General features: G+C 55.2%; 19 protein-coding genes and 1 pseudogene. 13 read left to right on the forward strand and 7 right to left on the reverse strand.

The window, feature by feature from the left end; translation table 11 throughout:
* The 5 genes from Q1B15_RS16075 to Q1B15_RS16095 form a co-directional block, all read left to right on the forward strand.
* Positions 1 to 1,018 (forward strand): acetylornithine deacetylase/succinyl-diaminopimelate desuccinylase family protein (locus tag Q1B15_RS16075; RefSeq protein WP_299755521.1); only part of this gene is annotated, 1,018 nt, incomplete at its 5' end.
* Positions 1,015 to 2,487 carry an ABC transporter substrate-binding protein gene (locus Q1B15_RS16080; RefSeq protein WP_299755524.1) on the forward strand — a complete coding sequence of 491 codons (1,473 nt, stop codon included), beginning with the start codon at positions 1,015 to 1,017 and terminating at the stop codon, positions 2,485 to 2,487. The genes Q1B15_RS16075 and Q1B15_RS16080, both read left to right, overlap by 4 nt.
* Positions 2,488 to 2,552: 65 nt before the next feature.
* Positions 2,553 to 3,500, forward strand: a complete 948-nt coding sequence (locus Q1B15_RS16085) for an ABC transporter permease (protein WP_299755527.1) — start codon at positions 2,553 to 2,555, stop codon at positions 3,498 to 3,500.
* Entirely contained in the window at positions 3,497 to 4,318 is an 822-nt protein-coding gene (locus tag Q1B15_RS16090) for an ABC transporter permease (RefSeq protein WP_299755530.1), read from the forward strand. The genes Q1B15_RS16085 and Q1B15_RS16090 overlap by 4 nt, the downstream gene beginning before the upstream one ends.
* Complete coding sequence (locus Q1B15_RS16095) at positions 4,315 to 5,910, forward strand: dipeptide ABC transporter ATP-binding protein (protein WP_299755533.1); 1,596 nt, start codon at positions 4,315 to 4,317, stop codon at positions 5,908 to 5,910. Before Q1B15_RS16090 ends, Q1B15_RS16095 begins: the two co-directional genes overlap by 4 nt.
* 236 nt (positions 5,911 to 6,146) lie before the next feature.
* Here the strand turns inward: Q1B15_RS16095 and Q1B15_RS16100 are convergent, their stop codons facing one another.
* The 5 genes from Q1B15_RS16100 to Q1B15_RS16120 all read right to left on the reverse strand — a co-directional run bounded on the left by Q1B15_RS16100 (position 6,147) and on the right by Q1B15_RS16120 (position 9,976).
* Complete coding sequence (locus tag Q1B15_RS16100) at positions 6,147 to 6,446, reverse strand: putative quinol monooxygenase (protein ID WP_299755535.1); 300 nt, start codon at positions 6,444 to 6,446, stop codon at positions 6,147 to 6,149.
* Positions 6,447 to 6,457: 11 nt separating this feature from the next.
* Positions 6,458 to 7,096, reverse strand: a complete 639-nt coding sequence (gene otnC, locus Q1B15_RS16105) for a 3-oxo-tetronate 4-phosphate decarboxylase (protein WP_299755537.1) — start codon at positions 7,094 to 7,096, stop codon at positions 6,458 to 6,460.
* A 39-nt stretch (positions 7,097 to 7,135) separates the two neighbouring features.
* Positions 7,136 to 8,236, reverse strand: coding sequence for an isocitrate/isopropylmalate family dehydrogenase (locus tag Q1B15_RS16110; protein ID WP_299755539.1), 1,101 nt, complete (start codon positions 8,234 to 8,236; stop codon positions 7,136 to 7,138).
* 32 nt (positions 8,237 to 8,268) lie between these two features.
* On the reverse strand, positions 8,269 to 8,940 hold the full coding sequence (locus tag Q1B15_RS16115; RefSeq protein ID WP_299755541.1) for a GntR family transcriptional regulator: 672 nt from the start codon (positions 8,938 to 8,940) through the stop codon (positions 8,269 to 8,271).
* A gap of 109 nt (positions 8,941 to 9,049) precedes the next feature.
* On the reverse strand, positions 9,050 to 9,976 hold the full coding sequence (locus Q1B15_RS16120) for a zinc ABC transporter substrate-binding protein (RefSeq protein WP_299755544.1): 927 nt from the start codon (positions 9,974 to 9,976) through the stop codon (positions 9,050 to 9,052).
* Positions 9,977 to 10,073: 97 nt separating this feature from the next.
* On the opposite strand from Q1B15_RS16120, the gene Q1B15_RS16125 reads away from it, so the two are divergent.
* The 8 genes from Q1B15_RS16125 to Q1B15_RS16160 all read left to right on the forward strand — a co-directional run bounded on the left by Q1B15_RS16125 (position 10,074) and on the right by Q1B15_RS16160 (position 16,921).
* A complete protein-coding gene (locus Q1B15_RS16125; RefSeq protein WP_299755546.1) occupies positions 10,074 to 10,553 on the forward strand; it encodes a transcriptional repressor in 480 nt (159 codons plus the stop codon).
* Positions 10,550 to 11,284 carry a metal ABC transporter ATP-binding protein gene (locus Q1B15_RS16130; RefSeq protein ID WP_299755549.1) on the forward strand — a complete coding sequence of 245 codons (735 nt, stop codon included), beginning with the start codon at positions 10,550 to 10,552 and terminating at the stop codon, positions 11,282 to 11,284. The genes Q1B15_RS16125 and Q1B15_RS16130 overlap by 4 nt, the downstream gene beginning before the upstream one ends.
* A 5-nt stretch (positions 11,285 to 11,289) precedes the next feature.
* Positions 11,290 to 12,087 (forward strand): metal ABC transporter permease, encoded by a 798-nt coding sequence (locus tag Q1B15_RS16135; RefSeq protein ID WP_299755565.1) that lies wholly within the window; start codon positions 11,290 to 11,292, stop codon positions 12,085 to 12,087.
* Positions 12,088 to 12,195: 108 nt separating this feature from the next.
* Positions 12,196 to 12,753, forward strand: coding sequence for a dTDP-4-dehydrorhamnose 3,5-epimerase (rfbC, locus tag Q1B15_RS16140; protein ID WP_299755551.1), 558 nt, complete (start codon positions 12,196 to 12,198; stop codon positions 12,751 to 12,753).
* A complete protein-coding gene (rfbB, locus tag Q1B15_RS16145) occupies positions 12,750 to 13,790 on the forward strand; it encodes a dTDP-glucose 4,6-dehydratase (RefSeq protein ID WP_299755554.1) in 1,041 nt (346 codons plus the stop codon). Before rfbC ends, rfbB begins: the two co-directional genes overlap by 4 nt.
* Positions 13,787 to 14,644 (forward strand): dTDP-4-dehydrorhamnose reductase, encoded by an 858-nt coding sequence (rfbD, locus tag Q1B15_RS16150; protein WP_299755556.1) that lies wholly within the window; start codon positions 13,787 to 13,789, stop codon positions 14,642 to 14,644. The genes rfbB and rfbD overlap by 4 nt, the downstream gene beginning before the upstream one ends.
* Positions 14,641 to 15,513 (forward strand): glucose-1-phosphate thymidylyltransferase RfbA, encoded by an 873-nt coding sequence (gene rfbA / locus Q1B15_RS16155; RefSeq protein ID WP_299755558.1) that lies wholly within the window; start codon positions 14,641 to 14,643, stop codon positions 15,511 to 15,513. The genes rfbD and rfbA overlap by 4 nt, the downstream gene beginning before the upstream one ends.
* A gap of 85 nt (positions 15,514 to 15,598) precedes the next feature.
* Complete coding sequence (locus Q1B15_RS16160; protein ID WP_299755561.1) at positions 15,599 to 16,921, forward strand: UDP-glucose/GDP-mannose dehydrogenase family protein; 1,323 nt, start codon at positions 15,599 to 15,601, stop codon at positions 16,919 to 16,921.
* Between the two features lie 12 nt (positions 16,922 to 16,933).
* Here the strand turns inward: Q1B15_RS16160 and Q1B15_RS16165 are convergent, their stop codons facing one another.
* Both Q1B15_RS16165 and Q1B15_RS16170 read right to left on the reverse strand, forming a co-directional pair.
* Entirely contained in the window at positions 16,934 to 17,767 is an 834-nt protein-coding gene (locus Q1B15_RS16165) for a CpsD/CapB family tyrosine-protein kinase (RefSeq protein WP_299755563.1), read from the reverse strand.
* A gap of 23 nt (positions 17,768 to 17,790) precedes the next feature.
* Positions 17,791 to 18,391, reverse strand: a pseudogene (locus Q1B15_RS16170) (lipopolysaccharide biosynthesis protein); the annotation flags it as partial.

Below are 18,391 nucleotides of genomic sequence, written 5' to 3' on the forward strand. Positions count from 1 at the left end.
AATGCAAGGTGATATTAAAGATTGGAAATTCCACCCGTTCTCCGGGGAATTAATTGAGGGTACGATTCATGGGCGAGGCTCAGCGGATATGAAGGGGGGCCTGGCAGCTTCGATTATTGCTGCCGAAGCGTTTATCGAGACATGCCCAGACTATGCGGGCGCGATTGAAATCTCGGGGACCGCCGACGAAGAAACAGGTGGGTACGGTGGCGTCGCCTATCTCGCGGAGAGGGGCTATTTTTCGCCTGACCGCGTGCAACACGTGATCATTCCTGAGCCGCTTCAAAAGGATCGGATTTGTCTTGGGCATCGCGGCGTATGGTGGGCTGAAATCGAAACGCACGGAGAGATCGCACACGGATCAATGCCTTTCCTGGGCGATTGCGCCGTTCGGCATATGGGCGCCGTCCTCACCGAGATGGAAACCTCCCTTTTCCCTGCACTTGCCACACGCTCGACCGACATGCCGGTGGTTCCTGAAGGCGCCAGGCAATCGACGCTCAATATCAATTCATTCCACGGCGGACAGGACGAGAACCCTCCCGAATTTACCGGCTTTCCCTCGCCTTGCGTGCCTGACAGTGCGCGCATGGTCATTGATCGACGCTTTCTGATCGAGGAAGACTTCCAAGACGTTCAGCAAGAAATTCACACCCTTCTGGAACGGGTCAAATCGCAACGGGAAACTTTTTCTTACGACATTCGCGACTTGCACCATGTGATCCCAACGATGACCGACAAGACGGCACCAATTGTGCAAAGCACCGCAAAAGCAATCAAAAGTGTCTTGGGTCGGGATGCGGAGTATGTCGTTTCCCCAGGCACTTATGATCAAAAGCACATTGATCGGATCGGGCGCCTTAAAAACTGCATTGCCTATGGGCCGGGATTACTGGAACTTGCGCATAAGCCCGATGAATACATCGGCGTTGACGATATGCTAGACTCGGCGAAAGTGATGGGCCTGTGCTTGATTGATCTTTTAACCGACGCTGGTGAACAGGGAGAAAAGTTATGAAATTCAAAGCATTGACGAGCGCTGCTGCGCTGGTGGTTTTGGCGGGCACGGCTCAGGCTGACACAGGCTTGATTGTTGGTCTGCAACTGGAGCCACCACACCTTGATCCGACGAGTGCTGCCGCAGGCGCGATTGATCAGGTCCTTTATTCGAATGTTTTCGAAGGTTTGACGCGTTTTGGGCCTGACGGCTCGGTCAATCCAGGCCTCGCCGCAAGCTGGGACATCTCGGAGGATGGCCTGAGGTACACGTTCAACTTGCGCGAAGGTGTCGCTTTCCATGACGGGACGGCAATGGATGCAGAGGACGTTGTGTTCTCACTTGACCGAGCGCGCGCCGAAGACAGCACAAATGCGCAAAAGGCACTCTTTGCCGAAATTGAAGGCGTCGAAGCGGTTGATCCAACCACTGTGCGCGTGACGCTTTCGACCGCCAATGGCAGTTTTTTGTTTAATATGGCTTGGGGCGACGCCGTGATCGTCGCCTCCGAAAGCATCGAAAATATCAAGACGAACCCAGTGGGAACGGGCGCATTCAAATTCTCGAACTGGGTCCAGGGGGACCAGATCGAGTTAGTTCGCAATGAGGACTATTGGGGAACGCCAGCCAATCTCGAGACAGCGACCTTCAAGTTCATTTCAGATCCCACTGCGGCGTTTGCGGCCATGATGGCTGAAGATGTCGATGTATTTTACAGCTATCCCGCACCTGAGAACTTGCCACAGTTCGAAGCAGATGCGCGCTTCGAGGTGCTTGTCGGATCATCAGAGGGTGAGACTATTCTGGCGATCAACAATCTGATGGAACCGTTCACCGACGTGCGTGTCCGCAAAGCAGTTGCACACGCTATTGACCGGCAAGCCATTATAGATGGTGCCATGTTCGGCCTTGGCACTCCGATCGGGACGCACTTTGCGCCACACAACCCAGACTACGTCGATCTGACGAGTAATTCGCAGTATGATCCCGAGCTTGCAAAGTCATTGCTTACCGAAGCGGGTTACCCTGACGGGTTCACAACAACGTTGAAATTGCCGCCGCCATCCTACGCCCGTCGTGGTGGCGAAATAATTGCCTCCCAGTTACGCGCTGTGGGTATTCAGACCGAAATCAGCAACCTTGAGTGGGCCCAAGGGCTTGAACAGGTGTTTCGCGGCAAAGACTTCGGCCTGACGATTGTCAGCCATACCGAGCCTTTCGACATCGGTATCTACGCGCGGCCTGAATACTACTTCCAGTATGACAACGCCGACTTCCAGTCGTTGATCAAGGACCTGACGGCCGAGACTGATCCTGCAAAACGCTCAGAACTTATTGCCATGGCGCAGACAATAATCTCGAACGATTATGTGAATGGATATCTCTTCCAATTGGCAGTCCCAACGGTCGTGAAAGCCGGCATTCAAGGCATCTGGTCCGATGCGCCGACACAAGCGATTGACCTCACAGCTGTCAGCTGGAGCAATTGATTAAAATGGCCCGCCCCGGCAGCAACTTCGCCTGCCGGCGCGGGCTTTGAGCTAATCCCAGACAGATGGCGCGCTATATCCTGACGCGACTTTTATCGTTGCTTATCAGCTTGACCGTTGCCAGTGCCGTAATTTTTGCGTTGATCGAAATCATACCGGGCGATCCTGCCGCCTTCATGCTAGGGATCAATGCGCAAGACGACACGATTGCCGCCTTACGCGCCGAGCTTGGACTGGATACCAGCCCTCTTGAGCGCTATTTCGGTTGGGTCAGCGGAATGGTTACCGGTGATTTTGGCACGTCGTATACCTACCGCACGCCAATCTCTGAAATGATCGCGGAACGGCTTTGGATATCACTTCCGCTCGCCCTTATCGCGCTTGCGCTTTCGACGCTAATTGCCTTCCCGGTTGGCATTCTTGCCGCATCGAAGCGAGGCTCTTTGACCGACACAATTGTTATGGGCTTCACCCAACTTGGCGTCGCCATCCCGAACTTTTGGTTTGCTATGCTGATGGTGCTGGTTTTTGCAATTAACCTTCGATGGTTCTCGGCCGGCGGGTTTCCGGGCTGGGACGAGGGCCTGTTTACTGGATTGAAGGCTCTGACTTTGCCAGCGATCTCACTTGCCCTGCCCCAGGCGTCCATCTTGGCTCGCGTGATGCGCTCGGCTCTCGTAGATACGCTGGACGAAGACTTCATGCGGACCGCACGCGCCAAAGGGTTGAACAGACGACAAGCCATCCAACGCCACGCGTTACGCAATGCAATGATCCCCGTCCTGACAATCATTGGCCTGCAGTTTTCGTTCCTCCTGGCCGGGGCGATCATTATCGAGAACGTTTTTTTCCTACCTGGGCTAGGTCGATTGGTTTTCCAGGCGATTTCACAACGAGACCTGATTGTTGTGGAGAGCGTTGTGATGCTGCTGGTCTTCGCTGTGATCGTCGTAAATTTCGCCGTTGATATAGCCTACGTGCTGGTCGATCCGCGGCTGAGGCGTCAAGGATGAAGACCAACCGCAATCTGGTCGTTGGCGCAGCCCTAACAGGGTTTTTCACGATTGCCGCTCTCATCTCATTCCTTTGGGTTCCCTATGACATTGAAGCGCTGAATATCGCAGACCGGATGAAAACGCCGTCCTTCTCGCACCTCCTGGGGACGGATCACTTTGGGCGCGATATCCTGTCTATGGTTATGATCGGTGCCCGCACGTCGATTGCCGTCGCGCTTGTCGCCGTTGGAATTGGGATGGGGCTGGGTGTTCCACTTGGGCTAGCGGCTGCAGCGCGCAAAGGCAGTCTCTTGGACGAGTTGATTGGCCGCGGGAATGATCTTGTCTTCGCATTTCCATCGCTTCTGATCGCAATTTTAATCACGGCGACGTTCGGACCAAGTGCTCTGAATGCAATCATTGCGATCGGGATTTTTAACGTGCCGGTTTTTGCAAGGTTAACGCGCGGTTCCGCACTTAGCATTTGGAAGCGTGATTTCATCCTCGCCGCACGCGTGTCGGGGAAGAATTCCGCACAAATATCTGTCGAGCATATCCTTCCTAATTTATCGAGCCTGCTGATTGTACAGGGGACGATCCAGTTCTCTCTCGCTATTCTTGCAGAAGCCGCGCTTTCATATGTTGGCCTCGGCGCACAGCCCCCCACGCCCAGTTGGGGCCGCATGTTGGCTGACAGCCAAACGATGATCAGTCTCGCACCTCATCTCGCCCTCGCCCCCGGGCTTGCGATCGTCTTTACCGTGTTGGGGCTAAATCTTCTTGGCGACGGCTTTCGAGACGTCTTCGATCCCCGCCTGCGGCGAGGGCGGACATGACGCTTCTTGAAATAGAGGGCCTTTCGCTTTCAATAAACGGATCGCCAATCCTAAAGGATATCTCCCTGTCGCTGAAGCAAGGCCGTATTTTGGGCGTGATCGGCGAAAGCGGGTCAGGCAAATCGATGACTGCTTTTGCAATAATGCAGCTTCTGCCGTCGGGATCAAAAGCAACCGGGCACCTTCGAGTGCTGGGGTTCGACATGCTTGCCGCCAGCGAGGACGACTTGTGCAAAATGCGTGGAAATGACGTATCCATCGTCTTCCAGGAGCCCGCGACGGCTCTCAACCCATTGAAAACTATTGGTGACCAAGTCGCTGAAGCGATTTTGATACACGAACCCTCGACAACTCGCGCGGGCGCCCAGGTTCGCGCTCAAACCACATTGGAACGGTGCGAACTTCCAGCTGAACAGTTTCCTCTGACACTTTATCCGCATGAATTGTCCGGAGGCCAAAGACAGCGTGTGGTCATCGCTCTTGCAATTGCACTGCGTCCAAAACTTCTGATTGCGGACGAGCCAACCACCGCACTGGATGTAACAACGCAGGCAGAAGTACTGGAGCTTCTCAAGCGGCTCGTCACAGAAGACCAGATGGGTTTAATGCTTGTCAGTCACGATCTCGCGGTTGTGGCCGGAATGGCGGATGACATCGTCATTATGAAAAACGGTGAGATTGTGGAAAGTGGCGTCGCAACAGCCGTATTTCAACAGCTACGACATCCCTATACCCGTGCGCTTTACGCCGCCTCCGAGCATGTCCCGGATCGCACGCCACCGCGCAGTACGGCCCGCTTGTTGTCGGTGACAAATTTGGTGCGGGACTATCGGCTGCCGCGCACTGCTTTGTTTGCTGCGCCGCAATACTTTCGGGCGGTCGATCATGTGAGTTTTGATATCTTCAAAGGCGAAAGCCTTGGTCTTGTTGGGGAAAGCGGTTGCGGCAAATCAACACTTACGCGGGCGATACTGGGACTTGAGACGGTGCAGGGTGGGGAGATGTATCTGGATGGGATGCCTATCGCTGGAGGCAGACACGTCGATCGAAAGATACGGCGCCGGATGCAGGCGGTCTTTCAGGACCCCTACGGATCGTTCAATCCCCGGCACAGGGTCGACAGGCTGATAAGCGAACCGTTTCATTTGTATGAAGAACCGCCTTCCAGCGACGAAAAGAATGAGGCCGTCGTTGGGGCGCTTCGCGCCGTCGGCCTAAGCCCGGAAGATCAATTCAAGTACATACATGAGTTTTCCGGGGGTCAGCGCCAGCGCATCGCGATTGCGCGGGCTTTGATCACCCAGCCAGAACTTATCCTGCTTGACGAAGCGACATCGGCTCTCGATGTATCAATCAGAGCTCAGATCCTGGATTTATTGGCGGAATTGGCGAACAGTTACGGCCTAACATATCTGTTCATTTCGCATGATCTGTCAGTCGTCAGATCAATAACGGACCGTGTTTTGGTGATGCGGGACGGTAGAATCGTCGAAGAAGGAAAAACTGAACAAGTTTTCAGCGCGCCTCAGCATCCATACACACGGTCGCTAATCGACGCGTCTCCAGTTCTTCCAAAGAACGCCAATCACTAGGCATTTGCATTTCCAAACCACTTGCAGCGGCCTCTGGAGATACTGCGCGCGCATGCCCCGCCCGGGCCGCAGCTCAGCAAGCAGAGGATCAGAATGGCAATTTCCCACTGGCATTGTCGATATGGGAGCGACAACGGCGGCGTTGATTTTGATATGGCTCTGTGGGGGTGGGGTTTGGAACGCTCCTGGAATAGTCGCCGTCGTGGACGATGCAGAAACTTTTCGCGTCAGCTTTTCTAGGCAACTCCGATTGCGACGTTTTCAAAAGTCGATACGTCTTTGCCGGCGGTGAATTCAGCGACGTCGGCTGCGAAAGATCTAAAATGCGCGCTTTCGTTGTGAAGGTCGAAAGCACTCCTGTCCTCGTAGAGCTCATAGAGAAAAACAGAATTCGGGTCGGCAGGATCTGTGCACACATCGAACCTATGACACCCGCCTTCATTGGTAAGACTATCGCGCGCTTGCTGGTGCATTCTGGGCAAAAACCGCTCCATCGCGCTTGGGCGAATACGAAAAGTGACACAAACAGCGTACATTTTATTGTTCCTTAGCTTTTCGTTGGAAAGCGACGTCGCAGCTCTGCAACCTGATCTTCGTTTAGGGGTCGGGTCTTCATGCCCTGTAGCGAGAGAAAAAGCTTAGCCGTCTCTTCAAGCTCTTCTGTTGCATACACAGCATCTTCCAGAGAAATGCCTGCAACGACGGGGCCATGATTGGCCAAAAGCACTGCGTGGTGATCTGAAGCCATCTCTCTGACGGCCCGCGCCAGATCAAGATCGCCGGGCGGAAAATACGGGATCAACGGCAAGACACCGACCCGCATCACGTAGTATGCAGTGAGCGGTGGCAGCACATTGGTCGGATCAATGTCGTGCAGACAACTTGCCGCCACCGAATGTGTTGAGTGCAAGTGAACAATTGCCCCGGCGTTGGGACGACATTCGTACATTGTTGTGTGAAGAAAGGCCTCTTTCGTCGGCGCATCTCCATCGACGTGTTTGCCAGTCAAATCCAGCTTGGCAATTCGAGAGGGATCGAGATTTCCAAGACTTGATCCAGTCGGCGTCATCAGCCATCCATCGTCGAGACGGACGCTAATGTTTCCCGTCGACCCAAAGGTCAGTCCCCGATCAAAAAGGGAGCGGCCCATTTCCGCGATTTGATCTCGGGTCTGGCTTTCAGTCATTGAGGCTTTCCATCTATTTCCAATATCTTAGCGCGCCAACTAGACGCTGTCGATCTGCGCCAAAACCTCATTCGTCACTGCAATTGTGCCCATATCGCCGCCAAACTCCATCGGACGGATACGATTTGCGGCAAACCCTGCCTCTACAGCACTATCGACCGCACGCGATGCGATTGCGTAGGCGTCAGAGCCAGTCTTTTCAGAAAGGTATTCCAGCATTAACGCCCCGCTTAAAATTGCCGCCAATGGATTTGCCTTGTCCTGCCCCATGATGTCGGGCGCAGTGCCGTGGGCAGGTTGGAACAACCCGTGATTATCACCAATTTCGGCGCAGGCAGCCATTCCCATGCCCCCAACAAGCCCACCGCCAAGATCAGAAAGAATGTCTCCGAACATGTTTTCCATCACCAGAACGTCACTATCCCAAGGCTGTCGGATCATATTCAAAGCCTGCGCATCGACGTAGGCGTAGTCATGCGCAATATCTGGATAGTTTGGTGCGATTTCATCAAATATCTTTCGGAAAAACGCCATGGAATTGAAAACATTGGCTTTATCTACGCAAGTCACTTTGCCCATCCCGCCACGCTCTTTGCGGCGCGCAGCCAAACGAAATGCAAAGTTATGGAGTTTCTCTGTCGTTGGGCGTGTGATGCGCAAGATATCTCGGGCTTCGCTATCGCCGATTACTTCGCCGCGCCCATGGACTGCGGCCGAGTAAAACAATCCCTCCGTGGATTCCCGCAAGATAATCAGATCGATCCCTGCCGCACGGGGATCTGCTAATCGCTGCGGAGCGTTCGGGTACGCTTTGACCGGGCGCACGCCTGCATAAAGCCCATACCGATCCCGCAATCGCAAGTGTGGCGCAATCTCAGTGCCGTCGGGGCGTCGGATTGACGGCAAGCCGATTGCGCCCAATAGGATCGCGTCCGCGTCCCCCGCCCTTTCCTCGCCATCAGGCTCGATATCAAGACCTGTTTGCTGGTAATAGCCTGCGCCAGCTAGGATCGGTGCGTAGTGAAGCGTCTCTCCGCCCGCCTTGGTAATAGCCGCATCCACAACGGCCATTGCCGCGTCGGTCACATCCACGCCGATCCCGTCACCTTTGATGAGTGCAATTGTTGTTTGCCGGTTCATTTGCGGCGCTCCCGTTTTGTTTGGCCCGTTCCCTAAAGCTGGGGCAACCGATAATTTTCAAGAATGGCGATCAATTCGGCCGAAGTCCGTTCCCGGTGCAGGCGGAACGCATTTCGCGTCCCGGCGGCATCGCCGCGACGCAGGAACTCCAGGATCACCCGGTGTTCCGCCGTCGAGACAATTGGAGGTTCACGCAATCGAAGCGTGACCATCCTCGCACGGTGGGCTTGGTCATAGAGCGCCCCCACAAATGCCGCGAGCCTTTGGTTGCCGTGAAGCCGCAACAGCGTCTGGTGAAACCTGTCGTCTGCCGCTGCCCATGCATCAAGGTCGCCCCGCTCAAGCGCAACGCTCATATCCGCCGTCGCAGCATCAAGAGGCGCGATTTCTTTCTCGCCAGGATTGCGTGCAGCGAGGTGCGCTGCTGCTTCCGGCTCAAGCGCGTTCAAGATCTCGTAAATCTCTTTCATATCCTCAACGCGGATTGGCAAGACACGCGCACCTCGGCGCGGGACCATTTCGATCAGACCTTCTGCCTGTAGACGGATCAGGGCCTCGTGCACTGGCGTGCGGCTCATGCCCAACCGCGACGCAAGCTCAGGCTCTGGCTCAAGATATCCAGGCGCCATTCGATTGGCGCGGATATCGTCTTTTAGACGCAGATAGGCATCGTCTGTGCGGCTTCGGACTTTCTGCAACTGCATTTGAGCCCCCTGTTGCTGAGAGTTCTAAAATACAAAGGTCGCGTCCGTCAAATACTTTTATGTATACATTAAGGTATACCTTGCGCTCTGAAGGCTTTTTTCGCTTCATTCACAGACACGAAAGGAAAGATTTCACCATATTTTCCATGAGCTTATCGTAGAGTTCCCCGCCTGGCACAAGCTGGCCGCCCAAGGGATCAAGCGCCACAACTTTGACGTCAGTTTCGGACGCGATGGATGTCAAAAGCGGCGAATTCAGCTGGATTTCAGTAAAAAGGCACGAGACCTCCGCGTCTTCCATCGCCTGCCGAATATCCTTGACCCGCGCGGCACTTGGCGCCGCGGCATCGCTTTGGGAGATAGCCCCTAGCGCACGGACACCAAACCGGTCCTCGAAGTAACGGTAGCCATCATGCAAAACAACGAACCGTGCCGCGCGCGCGGGCTCTAAGTCTTGGTTCAGTTGATCCAAAAGCAAGTCAATTTGCTTTTGCGATTCCACCATATTGCTCTGATAGATTGCTGCGTTGTCGGGATCGATCCGTGATAATTCCGCTGCAATTGCCGACAACCAAACCCTCGCATTCAATGGGTCAAGCCAGGCATGGGGATCAGTGCCTAAGTGACTGTGCCGATCATGATCGTGCGCATCCGTCCCATCAGACGGTTCTTCTGCAAAAACGGCTCCCTCTCTAAACTCCAGCATCAGCGTCCCCTCGGCTTCCAGCAGCGAAACACGCTCAGCATCTGCCGCGAGTGTCTCAAGTGTTGCTTTCAGCCACGGGGTCAAAGCGTCCCCCACCCAAAACACGGCATCAGCGTTTTGCAGGCGGCGCGCGTCAGATGGGCGCAACGCATAGTCATGCGGTGATGCCGTCGCTGGTAGCAAAAGCTCGGGCGTGCCAACGCCATCCATAATCTGTGCCACCAGCGAGTGAACAGGCGCGATGTCCGCGATCACTTGTGGCGTGTCAGCCCGTGCAAACGATGGCAGCCAGAGGGTCAAAGCAAAAACCGCAATTCGGGTCGTCCGCATCTTCAATACACCTCTCAAAAGCATCTGAACGGCCGACTTGATAAATGTTATCTTATAACATATCAACCCACTACTTTGATAACACTGGAAACCAACAATGCCTCCCCTCGGATTTGAACCTCACGACCACTCAGCTTGTATTTCTGACGCAGTTGGTCGGGCAGACACCGCATGCCGCGATGCTGGCCTTCAGTTCACGCCAGTGCGGCGCCGTGTTCTCGAAATCCTGCTTGCAGACCATCGGGCGCTCGGTGCGTACGACATTCTCGACATGCTGCGCGGCGAGGGTCTGGGCTCGCAACCCCCCATCGCCTACAGGGCACTCGATTTCCTGGTGGAAAACGGATTTGCCCATAAAATTGAAAAGCTTAACGCCTTTGTGGCGTGTGGGCATTCCGGGAGGGATCACACACCAGCTTTTCTCATTTGCCGAAGCTGCGATGCCGTGGCCGAAACAGATGCCGAACCGAAACGAAGTGCCATTGGTCGCACGGCAAAGGCAGCAGGGTTTCAGATCGAACGCGCAGTTGTCGAGGTCGAAGGCCTTTGCCCGGAATGTCAGGTTACAGGCCCATGAGCCCCCTTTTTCAGACCAAGGATTTGTCCGTCCGACTTGATGGTCAGATCGTCCTTGCGCATGTTGCGCTGTCGATTGAGCCCGGCGAGATTGTTACAATTGTCGGTCCGAACGGCTCTGGAAAATCAACCCTATTGCGCACAATCATAGGCGCCATCTCACCGGAAAGCGGAACGCTCAATGTGCGGCCCGGCTTGAAAATCGGCTACGTTCCGCAAAAGTTGCACATCGACCCGACCCTTCCCGTCACTGTCCGCCGCTTTCTGTCGCTGCCAGTGAAAGTGGCGTCCGATGAAGCAAACCGGGTGCTCGCCCTTGCCGGGGCTGACGGGCTTTCCGGAAAGCAGATGTCAGATTTGTCGGGCGGACAGCTTCAAAGAGTGCTTCTTGCACGGGCGCTTTTAGGAAAACCGGAGCTTCTAATCCTCGATGAAGCGACGCAAGGCCTAGATCAGCGAGGCTCTGCTGCGTTTTACCAATTGATTGCCGACATTCGCGACGACGTTGGCTGTGCAGTCCTGATGGTCAGTCACGAGCTGCATGTCGTCATGGCCTCTTCGGATCGGGTCGTTTGCCTCAATGGTCATATCTGTTGCGAGGGTCATCCGGCCCATGTGGCGAGCGCGCCCGAATACAGGGCCCTGTTTGGAACAGGTACAGGCGGCGCACTGGCGCTATATCGACATGAACACGATCACAATCACGACCACCCGAATGAGACCGCAGAGTGAGTTTCCTGTTGGATGACTTTCTTATCCGGGCAACTCTTGCGGGCATCGGGGTTGCGCTTGCTGCAGCGCCTCTTGGCTGTTTCGTCGTATGGCGCCGCATGGCCTATTTCGGCGATGCCACAGCGCATGCCGCCATTCTTGGTGTCGCTTTGGCGCTGGCCTTCAATTTATCCATTTTCATCGGCGTTTTGACGGTCTCGATCCTGATGGCAACATTGGTCACACGTTTAAGTGGGCGCGGCTTCGCAATGGACACCCTTCTTGGGGTCATGGCGCACGCGTCGCTCGCAATCGGCCTCGTCGCGGTCTCTTTCCTAAGCGGCGTTCGCGTTGATCTCATGGCATTCTTGTTTGGTGATATTCTGGCTGTTGGAGTCTCGGATCTCGCCGTTATCTGGGGCGGCGCCGCCGCCGTCATCGCGCTGATTTCCTGGCGTTGGGACGCCCTCCTCATCGCCACAATGAGCCCCGAATTGGCGCGAGCAGGCGGCCTGGACCCAGAGCGTGAGCAACTTGTTCTGTCCGTTACCCTTGCCATTGTCGTGGCTGTTGCTTTGAAAGTTGTCGGCGTCATTCTTATCACGGCGCTGCTGATTATTCCGGCTGCCGCAGCGCGACCACTGGCGCGCACTCCCGAAGCAATGGCTTTGATCGCAGCCCTGATCGCCAGTCTCGCCGCAATAGGCGGCTTGCAGATGTCACTCTGGGCCGACACCCCTGCTGGCCCCAGCATCGTGACAGTGGCGTTCTGCATCTTCATCGCATCGTTGATCGCGGCATCTTGGCGCCGCTCACGCCGCTGACAGGTGTTTCTTTGCGAACACGCCGCGTTGCCGCGTTCTTTGTTATTGGTGACCTTTGAGGTCGGCCCTGTTACCCCCCGATTAACCTCGTTGATATAGATGGTATCTATGATTGTTCGCAAAACCGCCCTTCCCGATGTTTTGATACTCGAGCCAACCCGCCACGGCGACTCTCGCGGCTTCTTTTCGGAAAGCTGGAATAGCCGTCGCATGTCTGAAGCCGGCATCGAAATCAATTTTGTGCAGGACAATCACTCGCTGTCGGAGGCCACCGGCACCTTGCGCGGCTTACATTTTCAGTCGCCGCCAAATGCCCAGGCCAAGTTGATCCGTTGCGGCCGGGGTAGCCTGCTCGATGTTGCCGTTGACATTCGCACGGGCTCACCAACTTTCGGACAGTGGATCGCCGAAGTGCTCAGTTTTGAAAATGGGCGCCAACTCCTTGTTCCAGAGGGCTTTCTTCATGGCTTTCTTACGCGTGAACCGATGACCGAGATTGTCTACAAATGCAGCGCCTTTTACGATGCCGCGTCAGATGGTGCGGTTCGATGGGATAGCTGTGGAATAGATTGGGGAACAAATACGCCCCCGCTACTTTCAGGCAAAGATGCGACCGCTCCGCCTTTGAGCAAATTTGACAGCCCATTTGAGTGGAGGGCCGCATGAAGATTTTGGTAACAGGAGGGGCTGGTTTCATTGGATCCGCCGTCGTTCGACAAGCGGTTCGCGATGGCCATGAGGTGGTCAATCTTGACAAGCTAACATATGCGGCAAATCTTGCAAACGTAGCCCCTGTAGAGAATGCGCCCGGATATACTTTCGAGCAGGCGGATATATGCGATCGCGCAGCCCTCGACCGCGTTTTCGAAACACACCGCCCTGACCTTGTCATGCACCTTGCGGCCGAAAGCCACGTGGACCGTTCAATTGATGGCCCCGCAGCTTTTGTCGAAACCAACATTACCGGCACCTATTCATTGCTTGAGGCTTCGCGCGCATTTTGGACTGATGCCGGGCGACCGGACACCTTTCGCTTCCACCATATTTCGACGGACGAGGTGTTCGGCAGCCTTGGTGCGACGGGCCAATTCAAAGAAACCACACCTTACGACCCACGCAGCCCCTATTCAGCCTCGAAAGCTGCGTCAGATCATCTTGTACGGGCATGGCACGAAACCTACGGCCTGCCAGTGGTCCTGTCGAACTGCTCGAATAACTATGGCCCGTTTCATTTCCCCGAAAAGCTCGTCCCCGTGGTCATCCTGAACGCGCTGCACAAAAAGCGAATTCCGCTTTATGGCGACGGACAGAACGTGCGAGACTGGCTGTTCGTAGAGGATCACGCCGACGCCCTTATGACAGTTGCCACGAAGGGCGAAAACGGCCGAAGTTATAATATCGGCGGCGAGGCCGAGGCTACCAACTTAGAAATTGTTCGGATGATTTGCGCGCTTTTGGACGCGCGACGCCCAAGCAGCGTACCGAATGAAACTCTGATCACCTTTGTTGATGACCGCCCGGGGCATGATCTGCGATACGCAATTGATCCGTCGCGTATTCGCGACGAACTTGGATGGCAACCGTCCGTCACCCTAGAACAGGGGCTTGCCCGCACAGTCGACTGGTATCTTGCCAATGAAGACTGGTGGCGCCCACTTCTTGAACGTCAGGCCCTCGGCCAACGCCTGGGAACAGCAGATTGAAGGTCGCTCTTTTTGGCCAGACGGGACAGGTCGCAACAGAAGTCCGACGCCGTTCTCCGGACGGTGTAAACGTTGTTGCGATTGGCCGCGATCGCGCGGATTTCTCGTCGCCCGAAATGGTCGCAGCCACCGTGTCTTCTCTTAATGCGGACGTGATCATAAACGCCGTTGCTTACACCGCGGTCGACAAAGCCGAAAGCGAACCCGGCGCAGCAGACCTCGTCAATCACCTTTCCGTCGCCGCCCTTGCTGATGCCGCAACAATGCGTCAAATCCCATTGGTCCACATTTCCACCGACTACGTTTTCGACGGTTCAGGTCGCAACGCCTGGCAACCCGGTGCACCAAAAGCACCCTTGGGGGTATACGGCGTCACAAAGCTGGCCGGCGAGGAAGCCATCCGATCCAGCGGCGGCGCGCATGTAATTTTACGCACGTCCTGGGTGTTCAGTGCACAAGGGGCTAACTTCGTCAAAACCATGCTCCGGCTTGGAACAGAACGCGATCAACTCTCGGTCGTCTCGGACCAAATCGGGGGGCCAACGCCAGCCTCTGCGATTGCCGACGCCGTGTTTGCGATCAGTCGCGCGCTAACTGAAGGTCAACCGGGCGGAACGTATCACTTCAGCGGAACGCCGGAGGTTAGCTGGGCGATCTTTGCGCGCGAAATCTTTCAACAGTCGGATCTCAATGTTGACGTCACTGATATTCTTACCGCAGACTACCCCACCCGTGCAAAGCGCCCCTTGAATTCACGGCTTGATTGCGAAAGCCTGACCCACGACTTCGGTATTCGACGCCCGGACTGGCGCAACGAATTGGCAAATGTGTTGAAGGACCTTGGTGCGACATGACCAAACGTAAGGGCATTATCCTCGCCGGTGGCTCGGGAACACGACTTTATCCAATCACGCTTGGCGTATCGAAGCAGCTTCTTCCGATCTACGACAAGCCGATGATTTACTATCCACTTAGCGTGTTGATGCTTGCAGGAATCCAAGAGATCGCGATCATAACCACGCCAGAAGATCAGTTTCAGTTTCAACGGCTTATGGGTGACGGGTCACGTTGGGGGCTGGATCTCACGTGGATCACGCAACCATCTCCGGATGGCCTCGCGCAGGCCTATTTATTGACGCGAGACTTCTTGGACGGCGCGCCATCCGCGATGGTTCTTGGCGACAATATCTTCTTTGGCCACGCACTTCCGGACATTTTGAAGCGCGCCGATGAGAAGACCAACGGTGGCACAGTATTCGGCTACCGCGTTGCCGACCCCGAACGCTACGGTGTGCTTGATTTCGATGGCGAAAGGGTTCGTGGCATCATTGAAAAGCCGTCCACCCCCCCTTCCAACTACGCTGTCACGGGGCTCTATTTCTTGGACGGAAGCGCGCCCGAGCGGGCCGCAAAAGTCAAACCGTCCCCCCGTGGTGAACTCGAGATCACCACCCTCCTCGAGTCTTACCTCGACGACGATATCTTGTCTGTCGAGCGGATGGGCCGTGGCTATGCCTGGTTAGACACCGGCACCCATGCATCTCTTTTGGATGCTGGAAATTTCGTGCGCACCTTGCAAGAGCGGCAAGGCCTTCAGACCGGCTCACCCGAAGAGATCGCATTCGAAAACGGCTGGATCACCCGCGATGACCTCTTGAACATCGCAAAACCGCTCGGAAAGAACGCCTATGGCGGTTATCTGCGCGGGATCGCGGATGCCTAAACCTAAGCCAAAATTCTTCGATTTTGGGCCTTGGTATCGACACGGTTTCGATATCTAACGCCCAAAAGGTTAAAGGATTGAGTTAATGCGTATTGCAATGATTGGCGCAGGGTATGTGGGCTTGGTGTCTGGTGTCTGTTTTTCGGACTTCGGCCACGATGTCATATGCGTAGATAAAGACCCTTCAAAAATCGATCGGCTGAATGCGGGCGAGGTTCCAATCTACGAACCGGGGCTTGATGCGCTTCTTGCAAAAAACGTCGCGGCAGGCCGACTTCAGTTCACGCATGATTTGCCTGCGGCTCTCGAAGCGGCCGATGCCGTATTTATCGCAGTAGGAACACCGACGCGCAGGGGCGACGGTCACGCTGACCTTAGCTATGTTTATGCCGCCGCTGAAGAAGTCGCGGCAGTTGCCAAAAACTACATGGTAATTGTTACGAAATCGACAGTGCCTATCGGTACCAATCGCGAGATCGGTCGGATCGTGGCTCGGACCAATCCCGACTTGGACTTCGACGTAGCCTCCAATCCAGAGTTTCTGCGCGAAGGGGCTGCTATAGATGACTTCATGCGCCCTGACCGCGTTGTAGTGGGTGTTGAAACCGAGCGTGCCGCAAATGTTATGGCCGAGATATACAGACCGCTTTTCCTGCGCGACTTTCCAATCATTCGAACGGATCTGGAAAGTGCCGAGATGATAAAATACGCGGCCAACGCGTTTTTGGCGACAAAGATCACCTTCATCAACGAAGTGGCTGCTTTGTGCGAAAAGGTCGGAGCAGACGTGAAAGAAGTCTCGAAAGGCATCGGCTTGGATGGTCGCATCGGCAACAAATTTCTGCACGCCGGTCCGGGATATGGTGGGTCGTGTTTTCCAAAGGATACCAAGGCCTTTGCCCGAATTGGTCAAGACGCCTCAAGCCCGATGACCATTGTAGAGTCGGTCATAGCAGTGAACGAACGCGTAAAGCAGCGAATGGTCGGCAAGATGCTTGACCTGTGTGATGGCTCGTTCGCAGATAAAAAGATTCTCGTTTTGGGTGTTACATTCAAACCAAATACGGACGACATGCGCGATGCGCCCGCACTTACTATACTTCCATCTGTTACCGCCGCCGGCGCCGAGGTGCTTGTGGTGGACCCTCAGGGTCGGCGTGAAGGTGAAGCTTTGATGCCAGACGTGATCTGGACGGAAGACTTGTACGCCGCTGCGGAAGGCGCCGACCTGATCGTCATTTTAACTGAGTGGAATGAGTTCCGCGCCCTTGATCTTCAAAGGATCGCGACCGCGATGCGGGCTTCGCGCATGGCAGATCTTCGAAATGTCTACACTGCACAGGATGCCAGAGCCGCTGGCTTTGAGGCTTATGCATCGGTCGGGAGCCATTCTTACATCCACGACTAGGTGCTGACGCGGTCAGTAGGAGTAGCCGTATCCGTCATCCAGGAAGCGGCATTTGTTCAAGATAACACCGGCAACATTTGTGTATTGCGATACCTCGCGCTCGACTTCATCGACCTGTGCCACAGACGTTGAATCACTGGCAGCGACGATCAACGCAGCATCCACAAGCTTCAGAAACGCGCGCGTTTCATCGCTCACGAGTCCCGGAGGCAGGTCGAAAAGCATGACGTCTGGCTGATACGTATCCTGAATATTATCAAGCATCTCGGTCGTTCGCTGCTTTGAAAGAAGCTGCGACGGGTCGCGCAAGGGGCGGTTGGTCATTGAGACAATCGTATTCGGGTGCAGACGAACCGCTTGCTCCTCAAACGGAACCTTTCCCTCCAGAACATCGACAAGCCCAGCCTCAGGTTTTGCGCCAAAGAATTTGGCCACCGACGGGCGACGCAGATCAAAGTCAAAGAGCATCCCCCGCACCTCGGGCTGACGCCCGAAACCCGCAATCAGGTTGCACGCGGTAGTTGTTTTTCCGGACCCAGCAACAGCCGAGGTGATCGCGATCCGCTTCCAGTTATTGCGGCGCATCTCCAAAAGAAGCTTGGTGCGCAGAATATCAAAATGCGTGCCCTCAATAGACGCGTCCGCTGCAAATATTCGTGATTGTTGCAAGCGCCGTGACGTTGGCTCAAACAGGGGAACCGCCCCCCAAACCAAGTCAACCGCTTCGGTTTCTGCCACCTGCCGCGACTTCGCGCGTGCGGAAAGCTCCGGTCTTGTTGCGCGCGTAACCGGTTCGCCCTCGCGCTGTGCGCGTGCCTTGGCCAGTGCTGCCTGAAGTTTTTCCATATCGTGTACCCAAGCCGCCCGCGTTAAAGACCAAATCTTCCCAAGACCCGATCTACGATCAGATCAAGCGGAAGATAAAATGTGTGAACTACCCAAAGGCCGATAGGAATGCCTATCGCAAGCCCGGCAATTAGGATTGTCTGAAGTGCACGTCGACGCGTTTTACCGCCGGACGTCTCAAGATAAGGAATTGTCGCAATCGGTTGAATTGAGAGCCCTTTAACAAGATCAGCTGGGCGCCGAATGGAGCGATTGGTCACTTCCAAAAGTAGAAACACGCCGACCGCAAGGGCAATGCCTACCCCCAAGCCACCACCCGCAATGAGGGGGCGGTTTGGGCTATTCGGCTCAGTGGGCGCCGTCGCTTGTTCGATGACCGAAATTCTCTCGCCCTTAGAAAGGACCTCGATCCGCTCACCCGTCTGAGCGCGGGCAAGATTTGCAACCGCCCCATTGTATCGGTTAAGTGTGTTCTGGTAATCGCGCTCAAGAGACTCCAGCCGGATCGCGTTTTGAGGCGTATTTTCAATCGCTTCACGCAACTCTTGGATCTCACTCGCGGCGCGGAGTTCTTGTTGATCAAGAAATGCCGTGCGCCGCTCGATTTCCGATAGCTCTAACTCA

The sequence above is a fragment of the uncultured Boseongicola sp. genome, from assembly GCF_937988555.1.
GTDB lineage: Bacteria > Pseudomonadota > Alphaproteobacteria > Rhodobacterales > Rhodobacteraceae > Boseongicola.